Annotated in this window: 19 protein-coding genes and 2 tRNA genes; 18 read left to right on the top strand and 3 right to left on the bottom strand. The window is 45.7% G+C overall.

Annotated features, from left to right (window positions below):
- Nucleotides 1-6: 6 nt before the first annotated feature.
- Genes pknB through ARA78_RS03930 form a run of 4 tightly spaced genes read left to right on the top strand, consistent with a single transcriptional unit; the run spans nt 7 to nt 4451 of the window.
- Nucleotides 7-2217 carry a Stk1 family PASTA domain-containing Ser/Thr kinase gene (gene pknB, locus ARA78_RS03945; protein WP_055144698.1) on the top strand — a complete coding sequence of 737 codons (2211 nt, stop codon included), beginning with the start codon at nt 7-9 and terminating at the stop codon, nt 2215-2217.
- Between the two features lie 14 nt (nt 2218-2231).
- Nucleotides 2232-3104, top strand: a complete 873-nt coding sequence (gene rsgA / locus ARA78_RS03940) for a ribosome small subunit-dependent GTPase A (protein ID WP_055145007.1) — start codon at nt 2232-2234, stop codon at nt 3102-3104.
- Nucleotides 3104-3766 (top strand): ribulose-phosphate 3-epimerase, encoded by a 663-nt coding sequence (gene rpe / locus ARA78_RS03935; protein ID WP_055144695.1) that lies wholly within the window; start codon nt 3104-3106, stop codon nt 3764-3766. Before rsgA ends, rpe begins: the two co-directional genes overlap by 1 nt.
- A gap of 22 nt (nt 3767-3788) precedes the next feature.
- On the top strand, nt 3789-4451 hold the full coding sequence (locus ARA78_RS03930) for a thiamine diphosphokinase (protein ID WP_055280014.1): 663 nt from the start codon (nt 3789-3791) through the stop codon (nt 4449-4451).
- A gap of 110 nt (nt 4452-4561) precedes the next feature.
- Here the strand turns inward: ARA78_RS03930 and ARA78_RS03925 are convergent, their stop codons facing one another.
- Entirely contained in the window at nt 4562-6586 is a 2025-nt protein-coding gene (locus ARA78_RS03925) for a Na/Pi cotransporter family protein (protein WP_238050233.1), read from the bottom strand.
- 272 nt (nt 6587-6858) lie between these two features.
- Between ARA78_RS03925 and ARA78_RS03920 the strand changes: the two genes are divergently transcribed.
- On the top strand, nt 6859-8307 hold the full coding sequence (locus tag ARA78_RS03920; protein ID WP_015534823.1) for a hypothetical protein: 1449 nt from the start codon (nt 6859-6861) through the stop codon (nt 8305-8307).
- Between the two features lie 15 nt (nt 8308-8322).
- Nucleotides 8323-8778 (top strand): 23S rRNA (pseudouridine(1915)-N(3))-methyltransferase RlmH, encoded by a 456-nt coding sequence (locus ARA78_RS03915; RefSeq protein WP_015534824.1) that lies wholly within the window; start codon nt 8323-8325, stop codon nt 8776-8778.
- A 6-nt stretch (nt 8779-8784) separates the two neighbouring features.
- Here ARA78_RS03915 and ARA78_RS03910 read toward each other — a convergent pair whose 3' ends face one another.
- Nucleotides 8785-9183, bottom strand: a complete 399-nt coding sequence (locus ARA78_RS03910) for a 23S rRNA (pseudouridine(1915)-N(3))-methyltransferase RlmH (RefSeq protein ID WP_015534825.1) — start codon at nt 9181-9183, stop codon at nt 8785-8787.
- 122 nt (nt 9184-9305) lie between these two features.
- Here ARA78_RS03910 and ARA78_RS03905 point away from each other — a divergent pair, with 122 nt between their 5' ends.
- The 12 genes from ARA78_RS03905 (at nt 9306) to ARA78_RS03850 (ending at nt 23406) form a co-directional block, all read left to right on the top strand.
- Nucleotides 9306-10118, top strand: coding sequence for a Cof-type HAD-IIB family hydrolase (locus ARA78_RS03905; RefSeq protein ID WP_055280013.1), 813 nt, complete (start codon nt 9306-9308; stop codon nt 10116-10118).
- A 120-nt stretch (nt 10119-10238) separates the two neighbouring features.
- A complete protein-coding gene (locus ARA78_RS03900; RefSeq protein ID WP_022216776.1) occupies nt 10239-11651 on the top strand; it encodes an LCP family protein in 1413 nt (470 codons plus the stop codon).
- Nucleotides 11652-11901: 250 nt separating this feature from the next.
- A complete protein-coding gene (gene pyrH, locus ARA78_RS03895) occupies nt 11902-12600 on the top strand; it encodes a UMP kinase (RefSeq protein WP_055145001.1) in 699 nt (232 codons plus the stop codon).
- Nucleotides 12601-12645: 45 nt separating this feature from the next.
- Complete coding sequence (gene frr, locus ARA78_RS03890) at nt 12646-13191, top strand: ribosome recycling factor (RefSeq protein WP_015534829.1); 546 nt, start codon at nt 12646-12648, stop codon at nt 13189-13191.
- Between the two features lie 45 nt (nt 13192-13236).
- On the top strand, nt 13237-13965 hold the full coding sequence (locus ARA78_RS03885; protein ID WP_022216775.1) for an isoprenyl transferase: 729 nt from the start codon (nt 13237-13239) through the stop codon (nt 13963-13965).
- A 21-nt stretch (nt 13966-13986) separates the two neighbouring features.
- Nucleotides 13987-14784: a phosphatidate cytidylyltransferase gene (locus tag ARA78_RS03880; protein ID WP_022216774.1), complete on the top strand. Its 798-nt coding sequence runs from the start codon at nt 13987-13989 to the stop codon at nt 14782-14784.
- Nucleotides 14785-14876: 92 nt separating this feature from the next.
- Nucleotides 14877-16019, top strand: a complete 1143-nt coding sequence (gene dxr, locus ARA78_RS03875; RefSeq protein WP_055280012.1) for a 1-deoxy-D-xylulose-5-phosphate reductoisomerase — start codon at nt 14877-14879, stop codon at nt 16017-16019.
- A 1-nt stretch (nt 16020) separates the two neighbouring features.
- Nucleotides 16021-17118 (top strand): M50 family metallopeptidase, encoded by a 1098-nt coding sequence (locus ARA78_RS03870; RefSeq protein WP_055144682.1) that lies wholly within the window; start codon nt 16021-16023, stop codon nt 17116-17118.
- A gap of 58 nt (nt 17119-17176) precedes the next feature.
- Nucleotides 17177-18226, top strand: a complete 1050-nt coding sequence (gene ispG, locus ARA78_RS03865) for a flavodoxin-dependent (E)-4-hydroxy-3-methylbut-2-enyl-diphosphate synthase (RefSeq protein ID WP_022216771.1) — start codon at nt 17177-17179, stop codon at nt 18224-18226.
- 47 nt (nt 18227-18273) lie between these two features.
- A complete protein-coding gene (locus tag ARA78_RS03860) occupies nt 18274-23091 on the top strand; it encodes a PolC-type DNA polymerase III (protein WP_082423599.1) in 4818 nt (1605 codons plus the stop codon).
- A 130-nt stretch (nt 23092-23221) separates the two neighbouring features.
- A tRNA-Glu gene (locus tag ARA78_RS03855) sits at nt 23222-23293 on the top strand.
- A 41-nt stretch (nt 23294-23334) separates the two neighbouring features.
- A tRNA-Glu gene (locus tag ARA78_RS03850) sits at nt 23335-23406 on the top strand.
- A gap of 66 nt (nt 23407-23472) precedes the next feature.
- Here ARA78_RS03850 and ARA78_RS03845 read toward each other — a convergent pair.
- Entirely contained in the window at nt 23473-24705 is a 1233-nt protein-coding gene (locus ARA78_RS03845) for a peptidoglycan-binding domain-containing protein (protein ID WP_055280011.1), read from the bottom strand.
- Between the last annotated feature and the right edge of the window lie 88 nt (nt 24706-24793).

Raw genomic sequence — 24793 nt, 5'->3', positions numbered from 1 at the left:
ATTGGTATGTTAAATCCGGGAACGATGCTCAGCGGTCGTTATGAGATCATAGAATTGGTTGGATCTGGCGGTATGTCAGAGGTATATAAGGCAAAATGTCATGTGTTAAACAGATATGTTGCCATAAAGGTGCTTAAGCCTGAGTTCAGCTCAGACGTTAATTTTGTTACAAAGTTCAGGATAGAGGCCCAGTCTGCGGCGGGGCTGTCACATCCTAATATTGTGAATGTATACGATGTCGGTGAGGACAACGGAATATATTATATAGTAATGGAGCTTGTGGAGGGAACCACCCTCAAGGAATATATACAGGCCCACGGTAGAATAGAGCCTATGCAGGCGATTGATTTTGCCATACAGATAGCCCAGGGACTTCAGGCAGCCCATGAGCATCACACGATACACAGAGATATAAAGCCTCAGAACATCATCATGTCGAACAACGGCACGCTGAAGGTTACTGATTTCGGAATCGCAAGAGCCGCATCGTCAAGCACGACCACGACAAATGCGATGGGCAGTGTTCACTACATATCACCGGAGCAGGCAAGGGGCGGATTCTCAGATGAGAGAAGTGATATTTATTCACTCGGTATCACCATGTATGAGATGCTCACAGGACATGTTCCATTTGAAGGCGAGAACAATGTGGCTATAGCGCTGATGCACATTCAGGGCGAGATGGTATCACCTAGGGAGTATTACCCGGATATACCTACAAGCCTTGAGAAGATCATAAGAAAGTGTACACAGAAGAAGCCGGAGAGACGATATCTCACAGCAAATGCGCTTATAGCTGATCTCAACAGAGTAAAAGAGAATCCTAATATAGATTGTATAGTAGTGCCTAAGACCAGCGTTCCTACATCCCCTACCATTGAGATGACAAAGCAGGAGATGGAGATGATCAAGACCGGAAGACAGGTCGATAAGGCAGATACTACGGAGGTTCCACCTGTAAGTCCGAGAACGTCAGAGATCAAGGCTAACGTGCCAGTTATGCCGCCGTCACAGTTCGACGATCTGTTCCCAGATGACGACGATGAAGAGGATGATACGGACGAGTCAGTGGCAGATGATGGAGAACAGGAGCAGGAATACGATGGAGAAGAGGAGCTTGATCCAAGACTTAAGAAGATAATCATGGTATCAAGTATTGCCATCGCGGTGGTTCTTGCCATACTTGCCATACTTCTCATAGGCAAGATAGCCGGCTGGAATATTCTGGGCGGTAAGGGTAAGACGGAGGAAAGCACCGATGTCATAACCACAGAGGGATCGAACGACACAACTGCACAGGAGACAGTACCTATGGTCAATGTAGTAGGTCTGTATAAGACTGCGGCTGAGGAGCAGATGAAGAAGAATGGCTTCACCAACTATACATTTGTGGAGAAGACAGATGCCACAGTTGAGAAGGGCTATGTAATATCACAGAGTATAGATGATGGAACATCCATAACAAAGGATACACAGATAACTATTTACGTGTCATCTGGCAAGGAAAAGACCAAGGTGCCGAATGTTCTCGGATATGAGGACAGTCAGGCCACAACATTGCTCGAGGAGGCAGGACTTAAGGTAACACATGGCTATGCGTACGATGATAATGTTGAGAAGGATCATGTAATATCCTCAGATCCTGTTGCCGGAACAGAGGTTGAGGAGGGCTCAACAGTCAAGATAATCATCAGTAACGGTAAGGAGACTAAGAAGATCGCAGTTCCTAACCTCAAGGGTAGGTCTGAGGCAGATGCAGCAGCTAAGCTTCAGGAGGTCAACCTGGTAGGCAATCCAAGCTATGAGTACAGCGATGATGTGAAGGAAGGCCAGGTAATATCACAGGATCCTGAGGTCAACACTGAGGTTGACGAGGGAACTACCGTGTCATATGTTGTCAGTAAGGGACCTCAGAAGGTTACATACTCTGTATCTTTCAGCGGTTCAATATCGAATATAGAGTTTGATTTTGATACATTTGGAAGTGTGACAGTTGACATCTCATACACAATAGGCAGACAGACATTCTCTGTATACAGCGGCAAGGCTGGTGCAGGAGACTTCCCTATCAATATAGATGGAGTTGAGGGTCCTACAGGACTTGAGAGCAACCAGGGATCATTCTCTGTGACCATCACGGATTCAGAGGGAATAGATGTCACATCAAGCTTTAACACGGGCGGTTTGTCCGCTACATTTACACAGGAGAGTAATTAGTAGTGGCAGATATCATATCAGGAAAGATAATCAAAGGAATCGGTGGATTCTATTATATAGACGCCGAGGATGGACATTTGTACGAATGTAAGGCGAAGGGCATCTTCAGAAACAAAAAGATCAAGCCCCTTGTCGGAGATAATGTGAATATAGAGATACTTGATCCTGAGAACAATCTAGGTAATATCGTTGAGATATTGCCTAGATTTAACTCTTTAATAAGACCTGCTGTGGCAAATGTGGATCAGACGATCATAATATTTGCCGTGAGCGAGCCTGAGCCGAACTTTAACCTGCTTGACAGATTCCTTGTCAGCATGGAGAAAAGCGGTGTTGAGACTATCATTTGTTTTAACAAGACGGATCTTTCGCCGGACAATATGGAGGCTTGCAGATCATACAGCAAGAGCGGGTATGAGACAATCTTCATAAGCGCCAGGGAAGGCGAGGGCATAGACAGGCTCAGGGAGATCATAAAAGACCGCACAACGGTGTTTGCGGGGCCATCGGGAGTCGGCAAGTCGTCTACTCTCAATGCGATCAAGCCAGAGGCGGAGGCCCAGACAGGCGCTATAAGTGACAAGATAAAGCGTGGCAAGCACACCACGAGACATTCTGAGCTCATGCACATTGGCGGCAGGACATATATTATGGACACACCGGGCTTTTCATCGCTCTATGTTGATTCCATAGAGGCGGAGGATCTCAAGGAGTATTTCCCGGATATTGCGGCATATACGGGAAAGTGCAGATTCAACATGTGCAATCATGTCAGTGAGCCGGATTGTCTGGTAAAGCAGGCGGTTGCGGACGGAGAGATAAGCTGTATAAGATACGAAGATTATGTAATGATATATAACGACTTAAAAGAAAAGAGGAAATGGTAATGATAATTCTTTCACCTTCATTATTGTCAGTTGATTTTGCACATATTGCGGACGGCATTGCGGAGCTTGACAGAGCGAAAGTTCCTGCGCTGCACCTTGACGTTATGGACGGTGCGTTTGTTCCGAACATATCATTTGGTGCGCCTGTCATAAAGTGTCTCAGAAAAGAGACGAACATGATATTTGACGTGCATCTCATGATAGAGGAGCCGGACAGATATCTTGAGGATTTCAAGAAGGCAGGTGCTGACTGGGTAACCGTACATGCAGAGAGCTGTAAGCATCTGCACAGAACCGTTGCCAGGATACATGAGCTTGGAATGAAGGCCGGAGTGGCACTCAATCCGGCAACTCCTGTATCAGTGCTTGACTATGTGATAGACGATCTGGATATGGTACTTGTTATGAGTGTCAATCCGGGATTCGGCGGACAGTCATTTATTCCTTCAGCACTCAGAAAGGTGGCTGAGGTCAGAAAAATGGCAGATGACAGAGGCCTTGAGCTCGATATAGAGGTGGATGGTGGAGTCAATTTGAAGAATGTGGGTGACGTCATAGAAGCCGGTGCAAATGTCATAGTTGCCGGTTCTGCGGTATTCGGCGGTGATGCTTATGAGAACAGCTGCAGCTTTCTCAAAGTATTTGAGAAATATGAGGCATAGATAATAAAGGGCAAATAGTGATATGAAGAGTTATATTATAATATCCGGAGGCAGAGTTGATCTGTATTCACTTCAGGAAATCATGGACAGACACCTTGAAAGCAGCAGAGTGATAGCTGTGGACAAGGGTATAGAGACCTGCAATAAGATAGGAATAGTACCGGATGTGATCGTGGGTGACTTCGATTCAGCCAGCAAGGTGACTGTGGGCGTGTACAGGAAGATGGCTAAAAAGATGCACTCCATACAGTTTGTTGATCTGGACACACACAAGGACTTCACGGATACTCATGTAGCCATCATGCATGCCATGGAGGAAGGTGCTACGGATATTTATATATCGGGGGCCACAGGAACAAGACTTGATCACACAATGGCAAACATAGGGCTACTCAAGGAATGTGCGGATAAAGGCATAAATGCGTATATAGAGGATGACCATAATGTAATAACCATGATAAATTCCAGTGCCGGAATAAGCCGGCTGGAGGGATACGATTATATATCTTTTATACCGTACGGTGGATGCGTCACGGGGGTAACACTTACAGGGTTTGAATACAACGTGGAGAATCGTACATTTGAGATAGGAGACAGCCTTGGAGTGAGCAACCGGGTTGTATCGGAGGATGCAAGGATAGAGATAGAAGATGGCTATATGATCGTCAATTACAGCCGTGACTGATATGTTTTAAAAGACCAGGCATATAAACTACAATATAAATATAACGAAAAAGCTCTGCACAGTGTATTATCTGTGCAGAGCTTTTTCGCATAGCAGTTTGTTATATTCCTTTACTTTTTCTTGGAGTTCTTTTTACCCTTTTCAGGATATTTCTCGTTTATCTTTTCTTTTATCTTTTCGTGCCTGTCGGCTACTTTGTTTTTTGCTGATGACTTTTTCTTCTGGTCGGACTTCTGGTCGTTCTTTGACTCATTCTTTTGCTCCTCGCCGGAAACCTTAGCTTTGTTATCAGGTTCATCAGGTGTTGTTAATTCACGGAGTTCGCGGATGCTGGCATCAAAGCCTTCTGTTATCGGATCGGCATACATGGATGAATAATATGCATACAGAGCCTTGTATTCCTCAGATGTCTTGTATCCGGTGATGTAGATGTGTCCGTGCATCTCGTCCATATGGATACCCCTGATCTTCTTGGCAATGTGAAGGCCGATGTTCTTACAGTGGCTTCCGATCCTGTCAAGACTTGTGAGAATGTCAACCAGTGCAAATCCTCCAGGGATACCACATTCGCCCATCTGAAGTCTCACAACGTGGTGATCCTTTATAAGCTCTGTTATCTCGCTGATGGTCTGTGCAAGTGGCTCTATTCTTGATATTGCCTGAAGATCGTCCTCCTTGAAGGCGTTCAGAGTCATATCAATAATATTGTTAGTCGCCTTGAGCGCTGTCTGGATCTCATTCATTCCCTGATCTGAGAAGTTTATCTTCTGATCTATTATATTTCTCGATACAACGAGAAGATTCTCACAGTGGTCACCAATCCTTTCCATATCACTCAGACTGTTCAGAAGCTCAGACACATCAAGTCGTTCGGATCTGGACATGTTGTTCTGTGATGTTACCTTGAGGAGGAAGTTGTTGAGTGAGCTCTCACATTTGTCTATGAAATCCTCATTCTCCTCGAGTTTGGCGGCATCTTCTTCATTGAAATCACTGATGAGTCTGCATGCTATTGCAAAGTTCTCTCTTATGCAGTCAGCCATGGCAAACATGACATTTCTTGCCTGTGAAATAGCGATGGAAGGGGTAGCGATAAGTCTCGGATCCAGTGTGGCGAGCTCTTTGTCGATCTTGGACTCCTCGTCGTCCCTGATGATCTTTCCTGTAAGTTTTGCCACCTGATTGGAGAATGGCAGAAGTATCAGGCTTATGATAAAGTTGAACAGGAAGTGGACGTTTGCAATGTTACCACGGTTTACGACCTTGTCCATGAAAGGCATGTCTATGAAAAGCTGAAGTCCATATATGACAATAACAAAGAACACAGCTCCGAATATGTTAAAGAGAAGATATGAGAGAGAAACTCTCTTTGCCTTCTTGTTCGCACCGATTCCCCCGAGGATAATGGTCATACACTTACCGATGTTCTGACCGATAATGATAGGAATGGCTGTTCCGTATGTAACGACGCCTGTGGACGAAATGGCCTGGAGTATACCTACTGATGCAGATGAACTCTGTATGATGGCTGTGAGCACAAGTCCTATTAAAATACCAAGTAATGGGTTATTAAACGATGTGAACAGATTCTGGAAGCTCTCTGATTCCTTAAGTGGCGCAAATACACCCTCCATGGTATTCATGCCGAGGAAGAGGATTCCAAGACCAACAAGAATACTTGCAATATCACGTTTCTTGTTGTTATTTGTAAATAGTATGATAAATGCACCTATACATATAAGGATAGGAGCAAATGATGACGGTTTTAAAAGTTTAAGAAGAATATTAGTCTCCGCAAGATCTCCGAGACGAAGGATCTGTGCGGTCGCGGTACTACCGATGTTGGCACCAAACACGACAGGTATGGCCTGCCCAAGCTTCATGATTCCGGCATTTACAAAGCCGATGAGCATGATGGTCGTTGCTGCCGAACTCTGAATGATGGCTGTTACGGCTGTACCGAGTGTAAACCCCTTGATAGTTCCCGTGAACTGATTTTTTCCGGTTGTAAGTTTCTCAAGAACCTTTTCCAGACTGCCACCGGCGAGATTCTTCAGCGAGGCACCCATGAGATTCATTCCGAACAGAAATAAACCTACGCCTCCGAGCAATGTTAAAATAGAAAATAAATCCAAAATTATAGCCCTCCTGAGTAAAATGAATTTTACCTGTGTTTCTGACAGGTAAAAAATATGTAATAAATATGTAAAAGCCCATACGATTCAAATTATAACACATCACTAGTTTTTGTACTATTGAAAAAATAATGCAATTGATGGTAACATTTCGGCAAATGTCACAATAAATATGATGGTGGCGGCAAAACTTCAACTGTGGTAGAATGAGCAAGGTATATTATATAAAAATGATAACGAAGATTCAGATAAAAGAATGGAGTGGCTGATACATGTCTGTTTTTAGTGATAAGAGAGTATTTGGAATCAAAAGGCAGAACTGTGGCGGTGTGTCCACCGCAGGGCAGGTATGCGCCAATGATGTAATATTGTGGGTCATATTTCTGCTGCCTATTAATATAGTAATACATGGTGCAGGACAGTGCCTTGTGGCCATGGGATTGTTCGTGGGCAATGTTGTCGGATGGATATTTCTGTCAAAGCGTATGAATTCGTATGCTGAGATATCACCTAAAAAGATACACAATGCTCCGGAGCTGTTCGCAGCAAGATATGGGTCATGGAAGTTGAAAGATCTGGTGTCCGTCATATGGATAGTGACGCTTGGCCTGATACTGGTGTCTGTTCTCAAGGTTATCGTATCGGTTGTCGCCTATTTTATGGACATGCCGGAGAGCATAAGCCTTGCCATCATAGTGTCATTTCTCATCCTTGCCACCATACTGGTTGACAATAAGCTGATGGGAATAATCAAGACAATAGTGTTCATAATGGTTATAATCGTATGTCTGACGATGATCGGACTGGTATTTTACAGGATGGATGCGAGGGAGATACTTGACAATTACAGGAGATCAAGGCTTGCAGGGGGAACCAGCATTTATCTGAATATACTGTATTACGATGGCAAAACAGTGGATATAGGAAGTGCGATATCCATGACGGGAGTAGGACTTGGATGTATAGCCATGCCGCTGATGTACAAGGGTGTCTTAAATATCCGGGATATCAAGGAGCTCGATGTCGGAAGAATATGGGCTGTAATCTTTGAAGGGTTCACAATACTTTCAAGCTGTATACTGGCACTTCTGGTCGTACCGGTGCTCTATCCTGAGAAGGCATGGGCAAATATGAACTCATTCCAGGTGTACAACCTGATGCTCAAGAAGCTGCTTGGAACGGGAACCTATGCGTATGTGTTCAGATTTGCCGCGCTTATGGTGTTTATAGCGGCGGTTGTCGTAATGCTGGAATCGTTCATGAGAAATATATGCGAACATATAAGAGGGCTTGTTCCTGCAATCTCAAGAGCCGGTGGAATCGCAAAGCTTCTTATAGATATAGGTGTTGTTGTGCTGACCGGATGCTGCATTTTCCTGGTGGCAGAGTTTGTTGAATTCAACAGAGAGCATATGATCGCCGACAACTGGGGATTGTGTGCGGCGGCACTTGCGGCTCCTCTTTTCTGTACACTGACGTACAGGCATGCGACCGGAAAAGGCATGTATGCCGGAATAATAGCAGGAATACTCACATTTGTTATGTGGAAATATCTCCCGTTTGTGAACGGAGGCAGCCTGGCGGCATACTCGGGTATCAGCGGTGACGTGGTTGGATTTGCAGTGAGTCTGCTGTTCACCATTGGAGTAAGTGTGTGCACGCAGAAAAATACAGAGGAAGAACTGAAGATATTTGACAGGATGAGGGCTGATCAGGCCTGATCTGAAGGAGTTCATATGATATACAGGATTGCCTGCGTCGGCAGGATAAAGGAACAGCATTTTACGCAGATGTTAAATGAATATAAGAAGGAGATCGACAAGAGAGGGCGTCTGGAGATATGCGAGGTTCCTGACGAGAGGATACCTCAGAAGGCTGGCGACAAGGTAAATGCCATGATCATTGAGGCCGAGGCGGACAGGCTGAGACATGTGATCGGGAGAGACGACTATGTTATAGCACTGTGTATAGAAGGAAAGAAGACGACCACGGAAGGACTTGCCGATCAGGTCCGCAGGGCATCGGAGCGCGGACATGACACGGTTACATTTGTGATAGGGGGATCTCTTGGACTTGCTGCAGATATAGTGAGGAGGGCTGATTACAGGATGAGCGTGTCGGATATGACATTTCCGCATCAGCTCATAAGGGTGACGCTGGCGGAGCAGCTTGCGATCATAAGCCGGAGCTGACAGGGATTATTTGTGGTAGGTTATGTTGTTCAGGATAGTGTATGCCCTGTAGGTCTGCTCGGACAGCAGGAGGGCAGTCATCTCGGCGGACGGCTGTACTGAACAGAGAGAGAAATTTTCCATATCAGCCGTGAGTGATTCATCGTACCCTATGTAGAAGTTTATCTTTGAGGTACCGCTTGAAGTCAGACTGTTGATGCGGGCTGCGTAGTCCTCAGATGAGATGGTATCGGAGCCGGATATGCAGTAGTTTGTGGTGTTTTTCCCTGAGGTGCATTTAATTTTCCCTGCAACACATACTATAGACAGAGTACAGTATGGAGAAAGTCTCTTGACGTACTCGGCGATGGCTTTCTGATACAAAGGGTTGATTTTTTTCTGATTAACGTATATGTTTATATCCATGTGATTTCTCCTAAAGTCAGAAATGGGCGGCAGGATGGCATAACGGCATCCTAACTCTGACATTATATAGCATCAAGGAGAAAATATATAGCAAATTATGTTATAACATTATGGAGGATAAAATGAGTAAAAAATTACTGGCACTTGATATTGACGGAACGCTGACAAATACTCAGAAGGATATTACTCCGGCAACGCTGGAGAAAATAATAGAGGCACAGGAGAAGGGGAATATCGTTGCGATAGCATCGGGACGTCCACTGCCTGGAATAAGGAAGATAGCAGACACCATAGAGCTTGACAGATTTGGCGGATATGTGCTTGCTTTCAACGGCGGAAGGATCGTCGATTACAGTACCGGTGAGGTGGTATATCAGGCTGTGCTTGACAATGATGTGGTGAGGGATATATATGATTACTGTCTGAAAGCGGGCTGCGGAATGGTGACATACGATGGAGACCGAGTTATAACCGGAACTGATATAGACGGATACATGACATTTGAGGCAAGTATCAATCATATGGAGATCATGAGGATAGATAACTTCAGGGAATATATCGATTTCCCTCTCAACAAATGTCTTCTTACCGCAGATCCTGACAAGGCGGAGAAGATAGAGCAGGAGCTTGCAGAAAAGTTCGGTGATCAGATTAACATATTCCGCTCGGAGCCATATTTTGTGGAGATCATGCCGCCAAATGTTCACAAGGCAACATCCCTTGAGAAGCTTCTTGAGGTCCTTGATATGGACAGAAAGGATCTTGTGGCGTGCGGTGACGGATATAATGACCTCACGATGATAGAGTATGCCGGTGTGGGAGTCGCCATGGCAAATGCACAGGACATAGTGAAGGAACATGCCAATTATATAACATTGTCAAATGACGAGGACGGACTTGTGCCGGTGGTGGACAAGTTTATCCTGGCTGACTGATCAAGTATAAAAAATGTGTGAATTATGTGTATCCCGTTGAATTGATGAGATATTTGTAGTAAAATGTATTGTTATATGAGTTAAATTTTGACAGATACATTCGATATTTAGGAGAAAAATATGGGAAATAAAATGAGTGGTCATGATGACGATGATATGAAGCGTGTTAAGGGCAGATATGCCGGAGAGATGCTTTTTGACGATGAAGATGATTATGATGACGATGCCGACGATTATTCAGATGATCATGGCAGAACCGGTATTGCAAAGGATGATTATTCCGACAGCGCATTTGGACCGGGCGCAGATGATGAAGAGGATGCGGCATCAGAAGAGGAAGCTTATACATCGGATGATGAATATTATGAAGATGAATATGCGGAAGAAGAGCAGGATATGAAGGATCAGAAGAGAAAGAAAAAGAACAGAGTATGGGGAATCATACTTGCAATCGAGGTTGTTGCAGCCATAGTCATAGGAGTTCTGTTTGTGAAGGCGTACATCAACAACACATATAACAAGATGCAGTACAAAGAGCTGAAGGACACTCATATAAATGAGGATCTGGATGAAGAAACAGTCAAGAAGATGACAGGATACACCAACATCGCATTGTTTGGTATAGATACCAGAGATGCAGGCATGGTTGACGAAGGAGTGCGTTCAGACAGTATAATCATCTGCAGCATCAACAATGATACACAGGAGGTCAAGCTTCTCTCACTGTACAGAGATACTTACCTTGAGCTCTGTAATGACAGCCAGTCATACGAGAAGGCAGCTCATGCATACGCATACGGCGGAGCACAGGGCGCTGTCAATATGATAAATAAGAACCTTGACCTGAATATAACAGATTACGTTGCAGTCAATTTCACAGCCCTCACAGAAGCCATCGATGCCCTGGGTGGAATTGATATAGAGCTGAAGGAGGAGGAGCTTTATAAGCTCAACCAGTGTATTGACGAGCAGATGGGTGTAAATGGTATTTATTCAGATTATGTATATGACACAGGTGTCGTTCATCTGAACGGTGTGCAGGCTACAGCCTACTCCAGAATCAGAAGTACAGATGAGGGTGATATAACAAGAACATGGAGACAGAGAACAGTTATTTCCAAGATGATAGAGGCGGCAAAGACAGCAGGAATCTCCAAGCTGCTTGATTGTATCAACGTGGTTGTGGATGATGTTGCATCAAGCCTTACAGAGGAAGAGATCATTGATATGGCAAAATCCTGCTTCAACTACAAGCTGTCTACTACAACAGGATTCCCGTTTACCATCGCCAGTCCTACCATGGATGAGGTGAGCTATGTCGTTGCCTGTGATCTCGCAACGAATGCCACAGCACTTCACAGATTCCTGTTCGACGACATGAATTATACACCGTCAGCTACCGTACAGAATATAAGCTACAACATCATCAATGATTCAGGCTGTGAGAATCAGCTCGATCTTGATACATTTACAGTTCAGGATGATGTGGATTCCATTGTATCGACGGAGTCAGATTATTCTGATGGCTATTGATGATATCTGGGATCTGAAAGCAGGATGTCGGGTGACATATAACAGAAATAAGCATAACAGCAAGGCACATATCATATGCACGTGTACACAGTGATATGTGCCTTTCTTTTTTACTTTGAAATGTAAAGGGTATGTGCTATAATGAATCAGGTCGTCAGGCAGATGTCTGCATGGGTTATCAAGCCAGGATATGACGATATATAATATGAATAATAAAATATGAACACAAAGGATGGATCGCGATATGAAGATGGACAGAATTCTGCTCAAGATGAGCGGTGAAGCTCTTGCCGGTGATAAGAAACATGGTTTTGACGAGGAGACAGTCAGAGATGTGTCCAATCAGGTAAAGCAGATAGTAGACAAGGGAATACAGGTATGTGTAGTAATAGGAGGAGGAAACTTCTGGAGAGGAAGAACCTCAGACAACATGGACAGAGTTAAGGCGGATTCCATAGGAATGTTGGCAACTGTCATGAACTGTATCTACACAGCGGACAGCTTCAGAAGCTGCGGAATAAAGACACACATCATGACACCATTTGTATGTGGTAATATGACTGAGCTTTTTGACAAGGACAAGGCAATCGCATATATGGAGCAGGGAGATGTCGTATTTTTTGCAGGTGGAATCGGCCATCCATATTTCTCAACAGATATGGCGACAGTGCTTATGGCAATAGAGGTTCAGGCAGATGTCATTCTTTCAGGTAAGGCCATCGATGGAGTATATGACAGTGATCCTAAGACCAATCCGAACGCTAAGAAGTATGACAGCATGAAGATGAGCGATATAGTAGACAACAAGCTCGGAGTAATAGATCTTGCCTCAGCAGTTCTTGCCATGGAGAACAAGATGCCTATGATGCTGTTTGGCCTGAATGATGAGAACAGCATAGTGAAAGCCGTTACAGGCGGTTTCACCGGAACATATGTGAATGCGGAATAAAAGGGAAAATAATAAGAAAAATATATAATCCAGGAGGAATGAATCATGTTAACACAGTACGAAGAGAAGATGCAGAAGTCAGTTGAGAATCTTGAGGCTGAGTATGCTACCATCAGAGCAGGAAGAGCGAACCCTAACATCCTCAACAAGATCAAGGTTGAGTATTATGGAGTTCCAACACCTATGCAGCAGCTTGCAAATATAACTGTTCCAGAGGCCAGAACACTGGTCATCGCACCATGGGAGCCATCACTTGTCAAGGAGATAGAGAAGGCTATCATGAATTCTGATCTTGGAATCACACCTAACAACGATGGAAGAAACATCATCCTCAACTTCCCAGAGCTCACAGAGGACAGAAGAAAAGAGCTCGTCAAGGATATCAAGAAGAAGGGTGAGGGCGCAAAGGTCGCTATAAGAAACATCAGACGTGATGCCAACGATGCCATCAAGAAGATGGAGAAGAACGGAGACATAAGCGAGGACGAGCTCAAGGACAACGAGGACAAGATCCAGAAGCTCACAGATAAGTACGTTGGTCAGATCGACAAGGCTGTTGAGTCAAAATCCAAGGAGATCATGACAGTATAATAATCATGGATATGATGTATCCCTCAAATGGAATGCGGAGAGAATATGAAGAGAGAGATTAACGGAGAATTACTTAATGTGCCGGAGCATGTGGCTGTGATCATGGATGGAAATGGCAGATGGGCAAAGAAGAGATTTCTTCCCAGAAACTATGGACACGCAGAGGGCGCGAAGGCTCTTGAGGCTATATGTGAAAATTGCGATAAGCTTGGAATAAAGTATCTTACAGTGTATGCTTTTTCCACGGAGAACTGGAAGAGGTCTGTTGAGGAAGTCACAGGTATCATGAATCTTTTCAGAAAGTACCTGGTTGACAGTATAGAGAGATCTAACAACTCCAACATGAAGGTTAACCTCATAGGTAAGCGAGAGGGCCTCCCGGAGGATATAGTTCAGAAGATGGATGATCTGGAGAGGGAGACTGCGGGGAATACAGGACTTCAGTTCCATATAGCGATAAACTACGGTGGACGTGATGAGATTGTCAGGGCGGTGAAGAAGATCATGAAGGATGCCGATGCGGGAAAGATCAGTGCGGATGACATTGACGAGAGCCTGTTTGCGGAATATCTCGATACAAAGGGTGTGCCTGATCCTGATCTGCTAATAAGGACAAGCGGTGAGGAGAGAACATCCAACTTCCTCCCATGGCAGCTTGCATATTCTGAGTTTTATTTCACAGATACACTGTGGCCTGATTTTGACATGGATTCTCTGATAGAAGCCGTGAGGTACTACAATAAGAGAGAGAGAAGATTCGGAGATGCAAAATAGTTATCCGGAGGATATTAGTTAATGAAACAGAGAGTGATAAGTGGTGCGGTTCTGGTAGTGATACTGGCCATCACATTATATTTTGGAGGGATAGTAACATGCGGCCTTATGGCTCTGGTATCCCTTGTGGGCAATATGGAGCTGCTCAGAGTATACGGAGTGAACAAGAAGACTCCGGGAATCGTGTGTTACCTGGCGACAGTTCTGTATTATATAGCCATATACCTGGATCGTATGGACATTATTGTTCCTATGATGGTCATATATTTATTGGTTATGCTTGCTGTGTATGTGCTGACATTCCCAACATACAGTGATAAACAGATCATGGCGGCATTTATGGATTTCTTCTATGTAAGTGTCATGCTGTCATTTGTATATCTCATAAGGAACATGGAGCATGGACTGGTACTTGTCCTGCTGATATTTGTCAGCTCATGGATAAATGATACATGTGCTTACTTCGTGGGAAGAGCCCTCGGAAAGCACAAGATGGCACCTGTGCTCAGCCCTAAGAAGAGCATAGAGGGTCTTATCGGCGGTATCGTTGGAGCAGGTGTATTCGGAGCAGTGTTTGGCATACTGTTTGATAAGTATGTAGACACCATGAACTATGCGCCATTACTTTTTGCAGTTGTCGGCGCTGTCGGTGCACTTCCGGCGGTTATTGGAGATCTGGCAGCATCTGCGATAAAGAGAAATAACGACATCAAGGACTACGGAAAGCTGATTCCGGGTCACGGAGGAATATTGGACAGATTTGACAGCATAATATTTACAGCACCGATAATTTATTATCTGCTTGTATATCTGCTGTAGGATACATGATGGGCAGTGCCCAGTGGGTTCACTGGATACTGCCTATTATATTCGGATAGATGATCCGGTAAATCCGGATACAGGAGGATAACATGAAGAATGTAGCGATAATTGGCTCTACAGGTTCAATTGGAACACAGACCCTTGAGATAGTTAGGGTTCAGGAAGATCTGAATATAGTGGCGCTTGCCGCCGGAAGTAATATAGAGCTCCTGGAAAAACAGGCGAGGGAGTTTTCGCCTGAGGTTGTTGGAATATGGAGCGAAGAGAATGCTGCGAGACTCAGAGAGTGCCTTGCGGACACTGACATAAGAGTTGTTGCGGGCATGGACGGATTGATAGAGATAGCAGAGCTTTCGTCATCAGACATCCTTGTCACGGCAATAGTTGGCATGATCGGAATAAGACCGACTATAGCAGCCATAAATGCGGGAAAGGACATAGCACTTGCCAATAAAGAGACTCTGGTGACAGCGGGACATATCATCATGCCGCTGGCGGCGGAGAAGAATGTAGCGATACTGCCTGTTGACAGCGAACATTCCGCTATATTCCAGTCCCTTCAGGGAAATGTGCACGGCGATGTGGAGAAGATACTGCTCACAGCGTCAGGTGGGCCTTTCAGGGGAAAGGATACCGCATTTCTTGAGAATGTTCAGGTGGAGGATGCGCTCAAGCATCCAAACTGGAGTATGGGAAGAAAGATAACAATAGATTCAGCAACCATGGTCAACAAGGGACTTGAGGTTATAGAGGCAAAGTGGCTCTTTGATGTGAAGCCGGAGAATATCCAGGTGGTAGTCCAGCCACAGAGCATAATCCACTCGATGGTTGAGTACAGGGATGGCGCAGTCATAGCACAGCTTGGAACTCCGGACATGAAGCTTCCGATACAGTACGCTTTGTGTTATCCGGAGAGAAGATACATGGCCGGTGACAGACTGAACTTCTGGACTATGAACTCGATTCTTCTTGAGAAGCCGGACATGGATACATTTAAGGGATTAAAGTATGCGTATTCTGCCATAGCAGATGGCGGTTCAATGCCGACGGTATTCAATGCGGCAAATGAGTGCGCAGTGTCAAAATTCCTTGACAGGAAGATACGCTTCCTCGATATATACAGGATAATAGAGGAGTGTATGGCGAGTCATACAGTTATAGAAAACCCTGACGTGTCACAGATACTTGACACTGAGCGCTGGGTATATGATTTTGTAGAAAGCAGGTGGTAGATTGAACATAATTCTCATAATTCTAGTATTTGGTGTGATAATATTTTTTCATGAGCTTGGACATTTTATTGTCGCAAAGATCAATCATATATCGGTAATTGAGTTTTCCATGGGACTTGGCCCAAAACTCTTCTCGTTTACCAAGAAGGATACACAGTATTCACTGAGACTCATACCTCTGGGCGGTTATTGTATGCTGCTAAGCGAAGGCGAGGAAGGTCATGAGGATGACGAGAACGCATTTGAGAAGAAGTCTATATGGGTGCGTATGGCGGAGGTTCTTGCCGGTCCGTTCATGAACATAGTTATAGCATTTATCTTTTCAGCGGTCATAATCCACTTCTGTGGTACAGATCCTGCGACTATCGGCAGGGTGTACGACAGCGAGATGGCGAAGGAAAGCGAGTATGCGGATGTTGTCAAGGAGTTCAATGGAGTTTATCCTGCGGAGCAGGCCGGGATAGAGGATGGAGATACCGTCCTTGAGATCGGCGGAAGCAAGATCAAGAATTTCAGGGAGCTTCAGATATATCTTGAGATATACGGGGACGGTTCTCCTATAGACCTCAAGATGCAGAAGAAGGATGGCACGGTGTACGATACGACTGTATATCCGGTGGAGACAAGTGCAGGTTATAAGGTGGGAATCGTAAGCTGCGGTTATGTCTTGCCACAGAATTTTGGCGAGCTGATGAAGTATTCTGCCTATGAGGTCAGATACTGGGTCAAGGCCACGTTCCTGAGCCTTAAGCTCATAGTCACCAGACAGGTCAGCTCAGATGAGGTGTCCGGCCCTGTGGGTGTGGCAAAGTCCATGAACGATACGTTCAATGAGGCTGCAAAGGTCGATGTCCTTACGGTTCTCCTCAACTGGATGAACTATATAGTGCTTCTCTCGGCCAACCTTGGAATCATGAATATGCTTCCGATACCGGGACTTGACGGAGGACGTTTCCTGTTCCTGCTGATCGAGCTTATAACCAGGCGGAAGGTTCCGAAGGACAAGGAAAACATAGTCACATTTGTGGGATTTGTGCTGGTCATGATCCTCATGGTCGTAATATTGTTCAATGATATAAAGAATGTATTTTTCAGTTAAAGACAATTAAAGAAGGAGGAAAGGCGCCAGTGCTTATGTACTGGCGCTGTGAGTATATATGAAGACAAGAGAGATCCACATAGGTGACAGGGTTATAGGCGGAGGCAATCCGATACTTATACAGTCCATGACCAACACAAAGACGAGCGATGTGGAGGCTACGGTTGCACAGATACTCCAGCTTGAGAAGGCCGGATGTGACATAATCAGATGTACGATAAACGATGAGGCTGCAGCAGATGCAATCCCGGCTATAAAGAAACAGATCCACATTCCGCTTGTGGGCGACATACATTTTGACTACAGGCTTGCCATAAAGGCCATAGAAAATGGTGTGGACAAGATCAGGATAAATCCGGGAAATATCGGAGGACAGGAGAAGCTGGCAAAGGTAGTCGAGGCTGCCAGAAAGAGAAATATTCCTATAAGGGTCGGTGTAAACAGTGGTTCTCTGGAGAAGAATCTCGTGGAGAAGTACGGCGGAGTGACCGCAGAGGGAATAGTTGAGAGCGCTCTTGACAAGGTGCGCATGATCGAGGAGCTTGACTATCACAACATAGTCATAAGCATCAAGTCGTCTGATGTTATGATGTGCGTGAGAGCCCATGAGCTCATCGCGGACAAGACAGATTACCCTCTGCATGTGGGAATCACAGAGTCAGGAACCGTCACAAGAGGAAATATCAAATCATCGGTGGGACTTGGAATCATACTCCATGAGGGAATAGGCGATACGATAAGAGTGTCCCTGACAGGAGATCCGGTGGATGAGATCCTGTCGGCAAAGCTTATTCTCAAGGCTCTTGGACTCAGAAAGGGCGGAGTAGAGCTTGTGTCATGTCCGACCTGTGGACGTACTGAGATTGACCTTATCGGACTTGCAAACAAGGTTGAAAAGCTTGTGTCAGACTATGACCATCTCAATATTAAAGTCGCAGTTATGGGGTGTGTGGTGAACGGCCCGGGAGAGGCTAAGGAGGCAGACCTTGGTATTGCAGGAGGCAAGGGCTGCGGACTGCTCATCAAAAAGGGTGAGATAGTTGGCAAACTCAGTGAGGATGAATTTATACCGGCGCTGAAGCGCGAGTTAGATAATTGGAGTGAATAGGATTGAACAACGAAGATCGTATTTGGGAACAAGAGAATATAGATCAGATGTATGCCGATGAGATGCAGACTCAGATGGATTATGAAGCCCAGATGGCTGAACAGGAGATGTATGAGAGCCAGATGTATGCTGATATGCAGCAGGAGAGCGCATCGTACACCCAGGCGGATGTTCACGACTCGGACTGGCATATCGCAGATGATATGGAGGAAGATGCCGAGGACGAAGACGTGGTCAGTGATGGCTCTGCAACGGCGGTTTCAGATGCCGGAAATGAGCAGGCGGAGCTCTTCATGACGGTGTTCCCCGGAGTGGAGATGACTAAGGAGCTTGCAGGTCTGTTCACCGAGGTGTATGTGACAAAAGTCACGATATATGACAGTAAAAATATCCTGCAGGTTGACATAAGATCGAGACATATAATAAGCAGACCGAATATAGAAAAGGCGGAGGAGTGTATCCGTAAGTTTGTATTTGGCAATAAAAGGTATACGGTCCAGATACGGGAACACTATACACTTTCTACACAGTACAATCTCGAAGCAATAGTCAAAGCATATCAGGACAGCATACTTTACGATATAAGATCATTCAGCAATGTGGGCTACAGGCTTATATCCAGATCGATAGGAGAACTGTACTGTGACGGAGACGCGATAACCATAGCTATAGAGGACAGTAAGATAGCGCATATACACGCTGAGAAAATAAAGGCGTATATGGAGGAGATGTTCCAGGAGAGATTTGACCTGAATGTCAATGTTGCATTTGAGTACAGTGAGGCGGACAAGGAGAAGCTGAGGAGAGCCAGTGCACTTGTTGAGCAGCAGAAGATAGATGCCATATTGAACAACCTCAGGGATCATGGCGACATCATCGTGGATGGAAAGGCCGTGGACAAGGATAAGCTCGGAGTGTCGAAGAAGGAAGATAAGAATAAGAAGAGCGAGGGACACAAGCCTGATGAGAATAAGGCTGCTCCTGCATCCTCCGGCGGCGATTCAGGCCAGAAAAATGGCGGTGAAAAGGAGAAGTTCGGAAGAAGGCGAAGATATTCAGATGATCCAGAGGTGTTCATAGGAAGAGATGTGGAGGGCAAGCTGCTTGAGATATCCAGCATCAACGATGGTATCGGAGAGGTCGTCATCCACGGACAGATCATGAGCACTGAGGAGAGAGAGCTCCGAAATGGCAAGATCATACTGACGGGATATATAACAGATTTCACAGACACCATAGGCTTCAAGATGTTCTGCAGTCCTGAGGATATGGAGGTCTACCGCGAGGAGATACAGAAGGGTAAGTTCTATAGGATGAAGGGCCTTGCCGAGTTCGACTCGTATGCCAAGGAGGTTATGATATGCCGAGTGCTCGGTATGAAGCACATTCAGGACTTCCGTGTACCTCGTATGGATACATATCCTGAGAAGCGTGTCGAGCTTCACATGCATACCAAGATGAGCGAGATGGACAGCGTGGTCGATATAGAGACCATCGTGAAGCGTGCCAGCGACTGGGGACACCCTGCCATAGCGATCACGGATCACGGTGTTGTTCAGGCTTTCCCTATAGCAAACCATACAAAGGGACTCAGAAAAGATTTCAAGATCATATATGGTGTCGAGGGTTACTTTGTCGATGACCTGAAGGATCTGGTTAAGAACTCAAGGAATCAGAGCCTTGATTCGGAATACGTGGTATTTGATATAGAGACAACGGGACTTTCCAAGAAGCACAACAAGATCATAGAGATCGGTGCGGTCAAGGTGAAGGACGGAGAGGTCGTAGATACATTCTCGGAGTTTATAAATCCGGGTGTGCCTATCCCATACCAGATAGAACAGCTCACATCCATAAATGATGATATGGTAAAGGATGCGCCGATGTTCGATGTGATCGTTCCGAGATTTGTGGAGTTCTGCGGTGACGATATCGTGGTTGCCCACAATGCGTCATTTGATACGGGATTTGTGAGAATGAATGCGGAGGAGCTTGGACTTAAGTTCGACAACACGGTTCTGGATACCATGACGCTCAGCCATATACTGCTGCCGGAGCTTGGAAAATTCACTCTGGACAGAGTGTGTAAGGAACTCAAAGTCGTGAATGCGCATCACCACAGAGCCATAGACGATGCGGAGGCCACGGCGAAAGTATTCTTCAAGCTGCTCGACATGCTGAAGGAGAGAGATGTTAAGACCATGGATGATCTAAATGTCCTTGGAAGCACCTCACCTGATGCGATCAAAAAGGATAAGACATATCACGGAATCATCCTGGCAAAGAACGAGATAGGAAGAGTCAATCTGTACAGGCTCATATCTGAGTCTCATCTTACATATTTTGCGCGAAGGCCGCGTATGCCGATGAGTCTCATCAACAAATACAGAGAGGGTCTGATAATAGGCTCTGCCTGTGAGGCGGGAGAGCTGTTCCGTGCCATAGTTGATGATGCGTCGGATGAGGAGATAGTGAGACTGGTCAACTGGTTTGACTACCTTGAGATACAGCCGCTTGGCAACAATGAATTCATGACGAGGGATACAAGGAATCCAAAGACCATGGACGATCTGATCGGATACAACAAGAGGATCGTGGAGCTCGGAGAGATGTTCAACAAGCCAGTGGTCGCAACCTGTGATGTGCATTTCCTTGATCCTGAGGATTATATATACAGGGCGATCATCATGAAGAGCAAGGGCTTTGACGATGCTGATATGCAGCCACCGCTGTATTTCCGTACCACGGAGGAGATGCTGGCAGAGTTCCAGTATCTTGGAAGTGACAAGGCCAAGGAGGTCGTCATCACAAACACGAATATGATAGCGGACATGATAGAGAGGATAGAGCCGGTCAGACCGGACAAGGCGCCTCCTATCATCGAGAATTCGGATCAGACACTTACGGATATATGTTATACCAAGGCACATGAGATATATGGCCCAGACCTGCCACCTCAGGTTCAGGAGAGACTTGACAGGGAGCTGCACTCCATCATTTCAAATGGATTTGCGGTTATGTACATCATCGCACAGAAGCTTGTGTGGGATTCCAATGACCACGGATATCTGGTTGGTTCTCGAGGTTCGGTTGGATCTTCATTTGTCGCAACAATGGCCGGTATCACGGAGGTAAATCCGCTGTCGGCTCACTATATCTGTCCGAAATGCCACTTTGTGGATTTTGATTCAGAGCTTGTAAAGTCGTATTCGGGAATGAGCGGATGTGATATGCCGGACAGAGACTGTCCGAATTGTGGAACACCGCTTATAAAGGAAGGACACGATATACCATTCGAGACATTCCTTGGATTCAACGGAGACAAGGAGCCTGATATCGATCTGAACTTCTCGGGTGAGTATCAGTCGAAGGCACATGCATACACCGAGGTACTCTTCGGCAAGGGCAAGGCATTCAAGGCGGGAACCGTAGGTGGTGTTGCGGAAAAGACAGCATTTGGATATGTGTACAATTATTTCAAGGATCACTCCAAAGAGGAGCTTATGGCGGAGGCCAAGGCATCCGGAATGGATGAGAAATCCGCGAAGAAGTACGCTGAGGAGAATGCAACAGTTACAAAGAGAAGGTGTGAGATGGAGCGTCTGGCTCTTGGATGTACTGGTGTCAGAAGAACTACGGGTCAGCATCCGGGTGGTATGATAGTTCTCCCGAGACACGAGGAGATATATTCATTTACACCTATACAGCACCCGGCAAATGATGTGACATCGGATATCATAACGTCACATTTTGAGTACCATTCAATCGATCATAACCTGCTGAAGCTCGATATTCTTGGACACGATGATCCGACCATGATCAGGCGACTTGAGGATCTGACGGGACTTGATGCCACGAAGATAAGACTTGACGACAAGGATGTCATGGAGCTTTTCCACAGCACGAAGTCTCTGGGGATCACACCGGAGGATATCAATGGGATACCTCTTGGAAGCCTGGGGGTGCCGGAGTTCGGAACGGACTTTGCTATGCAGATGCTTATAGATGCCAAGCCGACATGTTTCTCAGATCTTGTGCGAATAGCGGGTCTGGCGCATGGAACCGATGTATGGCTGGGCAACGCGCAGGAGCTCATCAAGTCGGGCAAGTGTACCATATCGACAGCCATTTGTTGTCGTGACGATATTATGGTTTATCTGATACACATGGGACTTGATGCCGGACTTGCCTTCAACATCATGGAGAAGGTTCGTAAGGGAATAGTTGCCAAGGGCAAATGTGACAAATGGGATGACTGGAAGGCGGAGATGGCTGCCCACGGAGTACCGGACTGGTACGTATGGTCATGTCAGAAGATCAAGTACATGTTCCCGAAGGCCCATGCGGCGGCCTATGTCATGATGGCGTGGAGAATTGCCTGGTTCAAGGTCAATTATCCGCTTGAATACTATACAGCATTCTTCAGTATCAGAGCTGATGACTTCAGCTATGAGATGATGTGCTTTGGCAAGGAGAGAGTTCTCTTCCATATCAATGAGATAAGCAAGGTGGACAAGAACAAGAGATCAGCCAAGGACGAGGGCAAGCTCAAGGATCTGAAGATAGTTCTCGAGATGTACGCAAGAGGCTACGACTTTGTTCCAATAGATATATACAAGGCAAAGGCTGACAGGTTCCAGATAATAGACGGCAAGATCATGCCATCCTTCGCATCCATAGAAGGAATGGGAGAGAAGGCTGCACAGCAGCTCTACGATGCCGCCCAGAAGGGGCCGTTCCTCTCCAAGGAGGAGATCAATGAGCGTGCAAAGATCGGCAAGGGAACCATCGAGAAGATGAGTGAACTTGGAATCCTGGACGGAATGCCGGAGACAAATCAGCTTTCGCTGTTTGACTTTATGTAGGCTGGCGGAACAAATTAAGTCAATAATCTGAAAAAAGTTTGCAATTTTATAAAAAAAGTGCTTGCATTCTGCTTTCGTTTCTGTTATATTAAACAGGTCGCAAGCGAAGCGGCAGGATACAAGCACTTATGGTTCGTTGGTCAAGCGGCTAAGACGTCGCCCTCTCACGGCGAAAACAGGGGTTCGATTCCCCTACGAACTGCTAAGAATCGAAAGATTCAATAATTAGATAACAAGACCTATGGTTCGTTGGTCAAGCGGCTAAGACGTCGCCCTCTCACGGCGAAAACAGGGGTTCGATTCCCCTACGAACTGCTAAAAGCTGAAATCATTATGATTTCAGCTTTTTTGTGTTTTCATGCCATAGTGTGTGAAGCGGTGCTACACATTCTCCGCAATCTTCGTAACTCCCACATATATCTGTGAAATTTTATACCACGTTTTATAGTCGGTGACTCCGGTAACCGGAAGATTGAATATCTGCTGGAACTTTCTCACAGCATCAGCGGTGTTCTGACCATATACGCCATCGACGGTTACGGTACCGATGGCAGGATAGTTGAGTGCGATCCTGGCGAGCTGTCTCTGGAGCTGGGAGACCTTGTCACCGCTTGAGCCGATGGTCAGCTCGTAGCCCGGATAAGAAGAAGGTATACCGGATATAGTCTCCGAGGTGTTGATGTATATTGTATCCCCATAATAGTATCTGAGAATCTGGATGGCGGTAAGACCGTCGTCTGCCAGGGATTTTGATCCCCACTGTGTCATCCAGCCCGGACAGGATACACGTCTGCCGTCGCAGTATTGGGTGAACAGTGGCTGTGTAACGTTGGGCTTTGAGAGATAGTTGGCGAACATCTCATCGACGATCTGGGAGACATTTTCAAATATGGTTGCATTGTAGACCCACTTCTGGTCGAACGCAGTATTGCTCGTGATAGTAAAGTCGTATCCTTTTCCCCTATACCACTCGGTATAGACTCTATTAAGGGTAAATGACTGTATCGCCAGTACATTTGCACGGATGGCTGCATCAGGCCAGGTGGAATATATCTCGTTGCAGGCAACATTCTTTATGTAATCCTTATATGGAACATAGTAGTCCCTGGCGGTGGAGTCCGCCGGGGCGCCGTCATGGACAACTATGGTCTCAGGTACAACGACGCGGCTCAACACTATGCCGCCTGATGGATTCACCGGTTTTATCATGTCCTCGGCGATCTTGGGTGGATACTGCTCCCAGAGGGTGTGGGCGTCGAGAACGGTAGGGTTCGTATCGCTTCCATCGGATGGCGTCAGCTCTATGTTCTGGATCCCGTTCTCACCGGAGAATATCTGAACCCCGGAGATGAAGCGCTCGTTGTATCCGGGAGCGTTCACAAGCACGTTGTATTCCGAGTATGGCTGGTTGTCGCCAGGCTCCAGACTGTAGGCGACATCGGGGGCGGGAAGCTCTTCGTCGATGACGATACCATTTTCATCGGTGACAAATTCCTCTGAGGTGGAATCGGGCATTCCCGTAGGGCTTATGTATACGGAAGCACCCTCGACGGGAAAGAAATTGTTGTTCGTTATCTGAATTTTTAGTGAACCAACGTTATTTGTAATTGCCATTTCTTAATTCCTCATTTATAATTTGCTGTGAAAGTTTTTTAAGCAGCTTTCACAGTAAGTATATGACTAGATTTATAGAATATTCGGA

The sequence above is a fragment of the Coprococcus eutactus genome (assembly GCF_001404675.1).
Taxonomy (GTDB): domain Bacteria; phylum Bacillota; class Clostridia; order Lachnospirales; family Lachnospiraceae; genus Coprococcus; species Coprococcus aceti.
This window is presented reverse-complemented; position numbering and strand designations above follow the sequence as displayed.

Coding starts and splice junctions, on each gene's coding strand:
- ARA78_RS03885 (WP_022216775.1), top strand. CDS start 13,237: ATGAAGAGAGAGATTAACGGAGAATTACTTAATGTGCCGGAGCATGTG.
- ARA78_RS03845 (WP_055280011.1), bottom strand. CDS start 24,705: ATGGCAATTACAAATAACGTTGGTTCACTAAAAATTCAGATAACGAAC.
- ARA78_RS03930 (WP_055280014.1), top strand. CDS start 3,789: ATGAAGAGTTATATTATAATATCCGGAGGCAGAGTTGATCTGTATTCA.
- ARA78_RS03915 (WP_015534824.1), top strand. CDS start 8,323: ATGATATACAGGATTGCCTGCGTCGGCAGGATAAAGGAACAGCATTTT.
- ispG (WP_022216771.1), top strand. CDS start 17,177: ATGAAGACAAGAGAGATCCACATAGGTGACAGGGTTATAGGCGGAGGC.
- ARA78_RS03920 (WP_015534823.1), top strand. CDS start 6,859: ATGTCTGTTTTTAGTGATAAGAGAGTATTTGGAATCAAAAGGCAGAAC.
- dxr (WP_055280012.1), top strand. CDS start 14,877: ATGAAGAATGTAGCGATAATTGGCTCTACAGGTTCAATTGGAACACAG.
- ARA78_RS03905 (WP_055280013.1), top strand. CDS start 9,306: ATGAGTAAAAAATTACTGGCACTTGATATTGACGGAACGCTGACAAAT.
- ARA78_RS03900 (WP_022216776.1), top strand. CDS start 10,239: ATGGGAAATAAAATGAGTGGTCATGATGACGATGATATGAAGCGTGTT.
- ARA78_RS03910 (WP_015534825.1), bottom strand. CDS start 9,183: ATGGATATAAACATATACGTTAATCAGAAAAAAATCAACCCTTTGTAT.
- pyrH (WP_055145001.1), top strand. CDS start 11,902: ATGGACAGAATTCTGCTCAAGATGAGCGGTGAAGCTCTTGCCGGTGAT.
- ARA78_RS03860 (WP_082423599.1), top strand. CDS start 18,274: ATGTATGCCGATGAGATGCAGACTCAGATGGATTATGAAGCCCAGATG.
- frr (WP_015534829.1), top strand. CDS start 12,646: ATGTTAACACAGTACGAAGAGAAGATGCAGAAGTCAGTTGAGAATCTT.
- rpe (WP_055144695.1), top strand. CDS start 3,104: ATGATAATTCTTTCACCTTCATTATTGTCAGTTGATTTTGCACATATT.
- pknB (WP_055144698.1), top strand. CDS start 7: ATGTTAAATCCGGGAACGATGCTCAGCGGTCGTTATGAGATCATAGAA.
- ARA78_RS03880 (WP_022216774.1), top strand. CDS start 13,987: ATGAAACAGAGAGTGATAAGTGGTGCGGTTCTGGTAGTGATACTGGCC.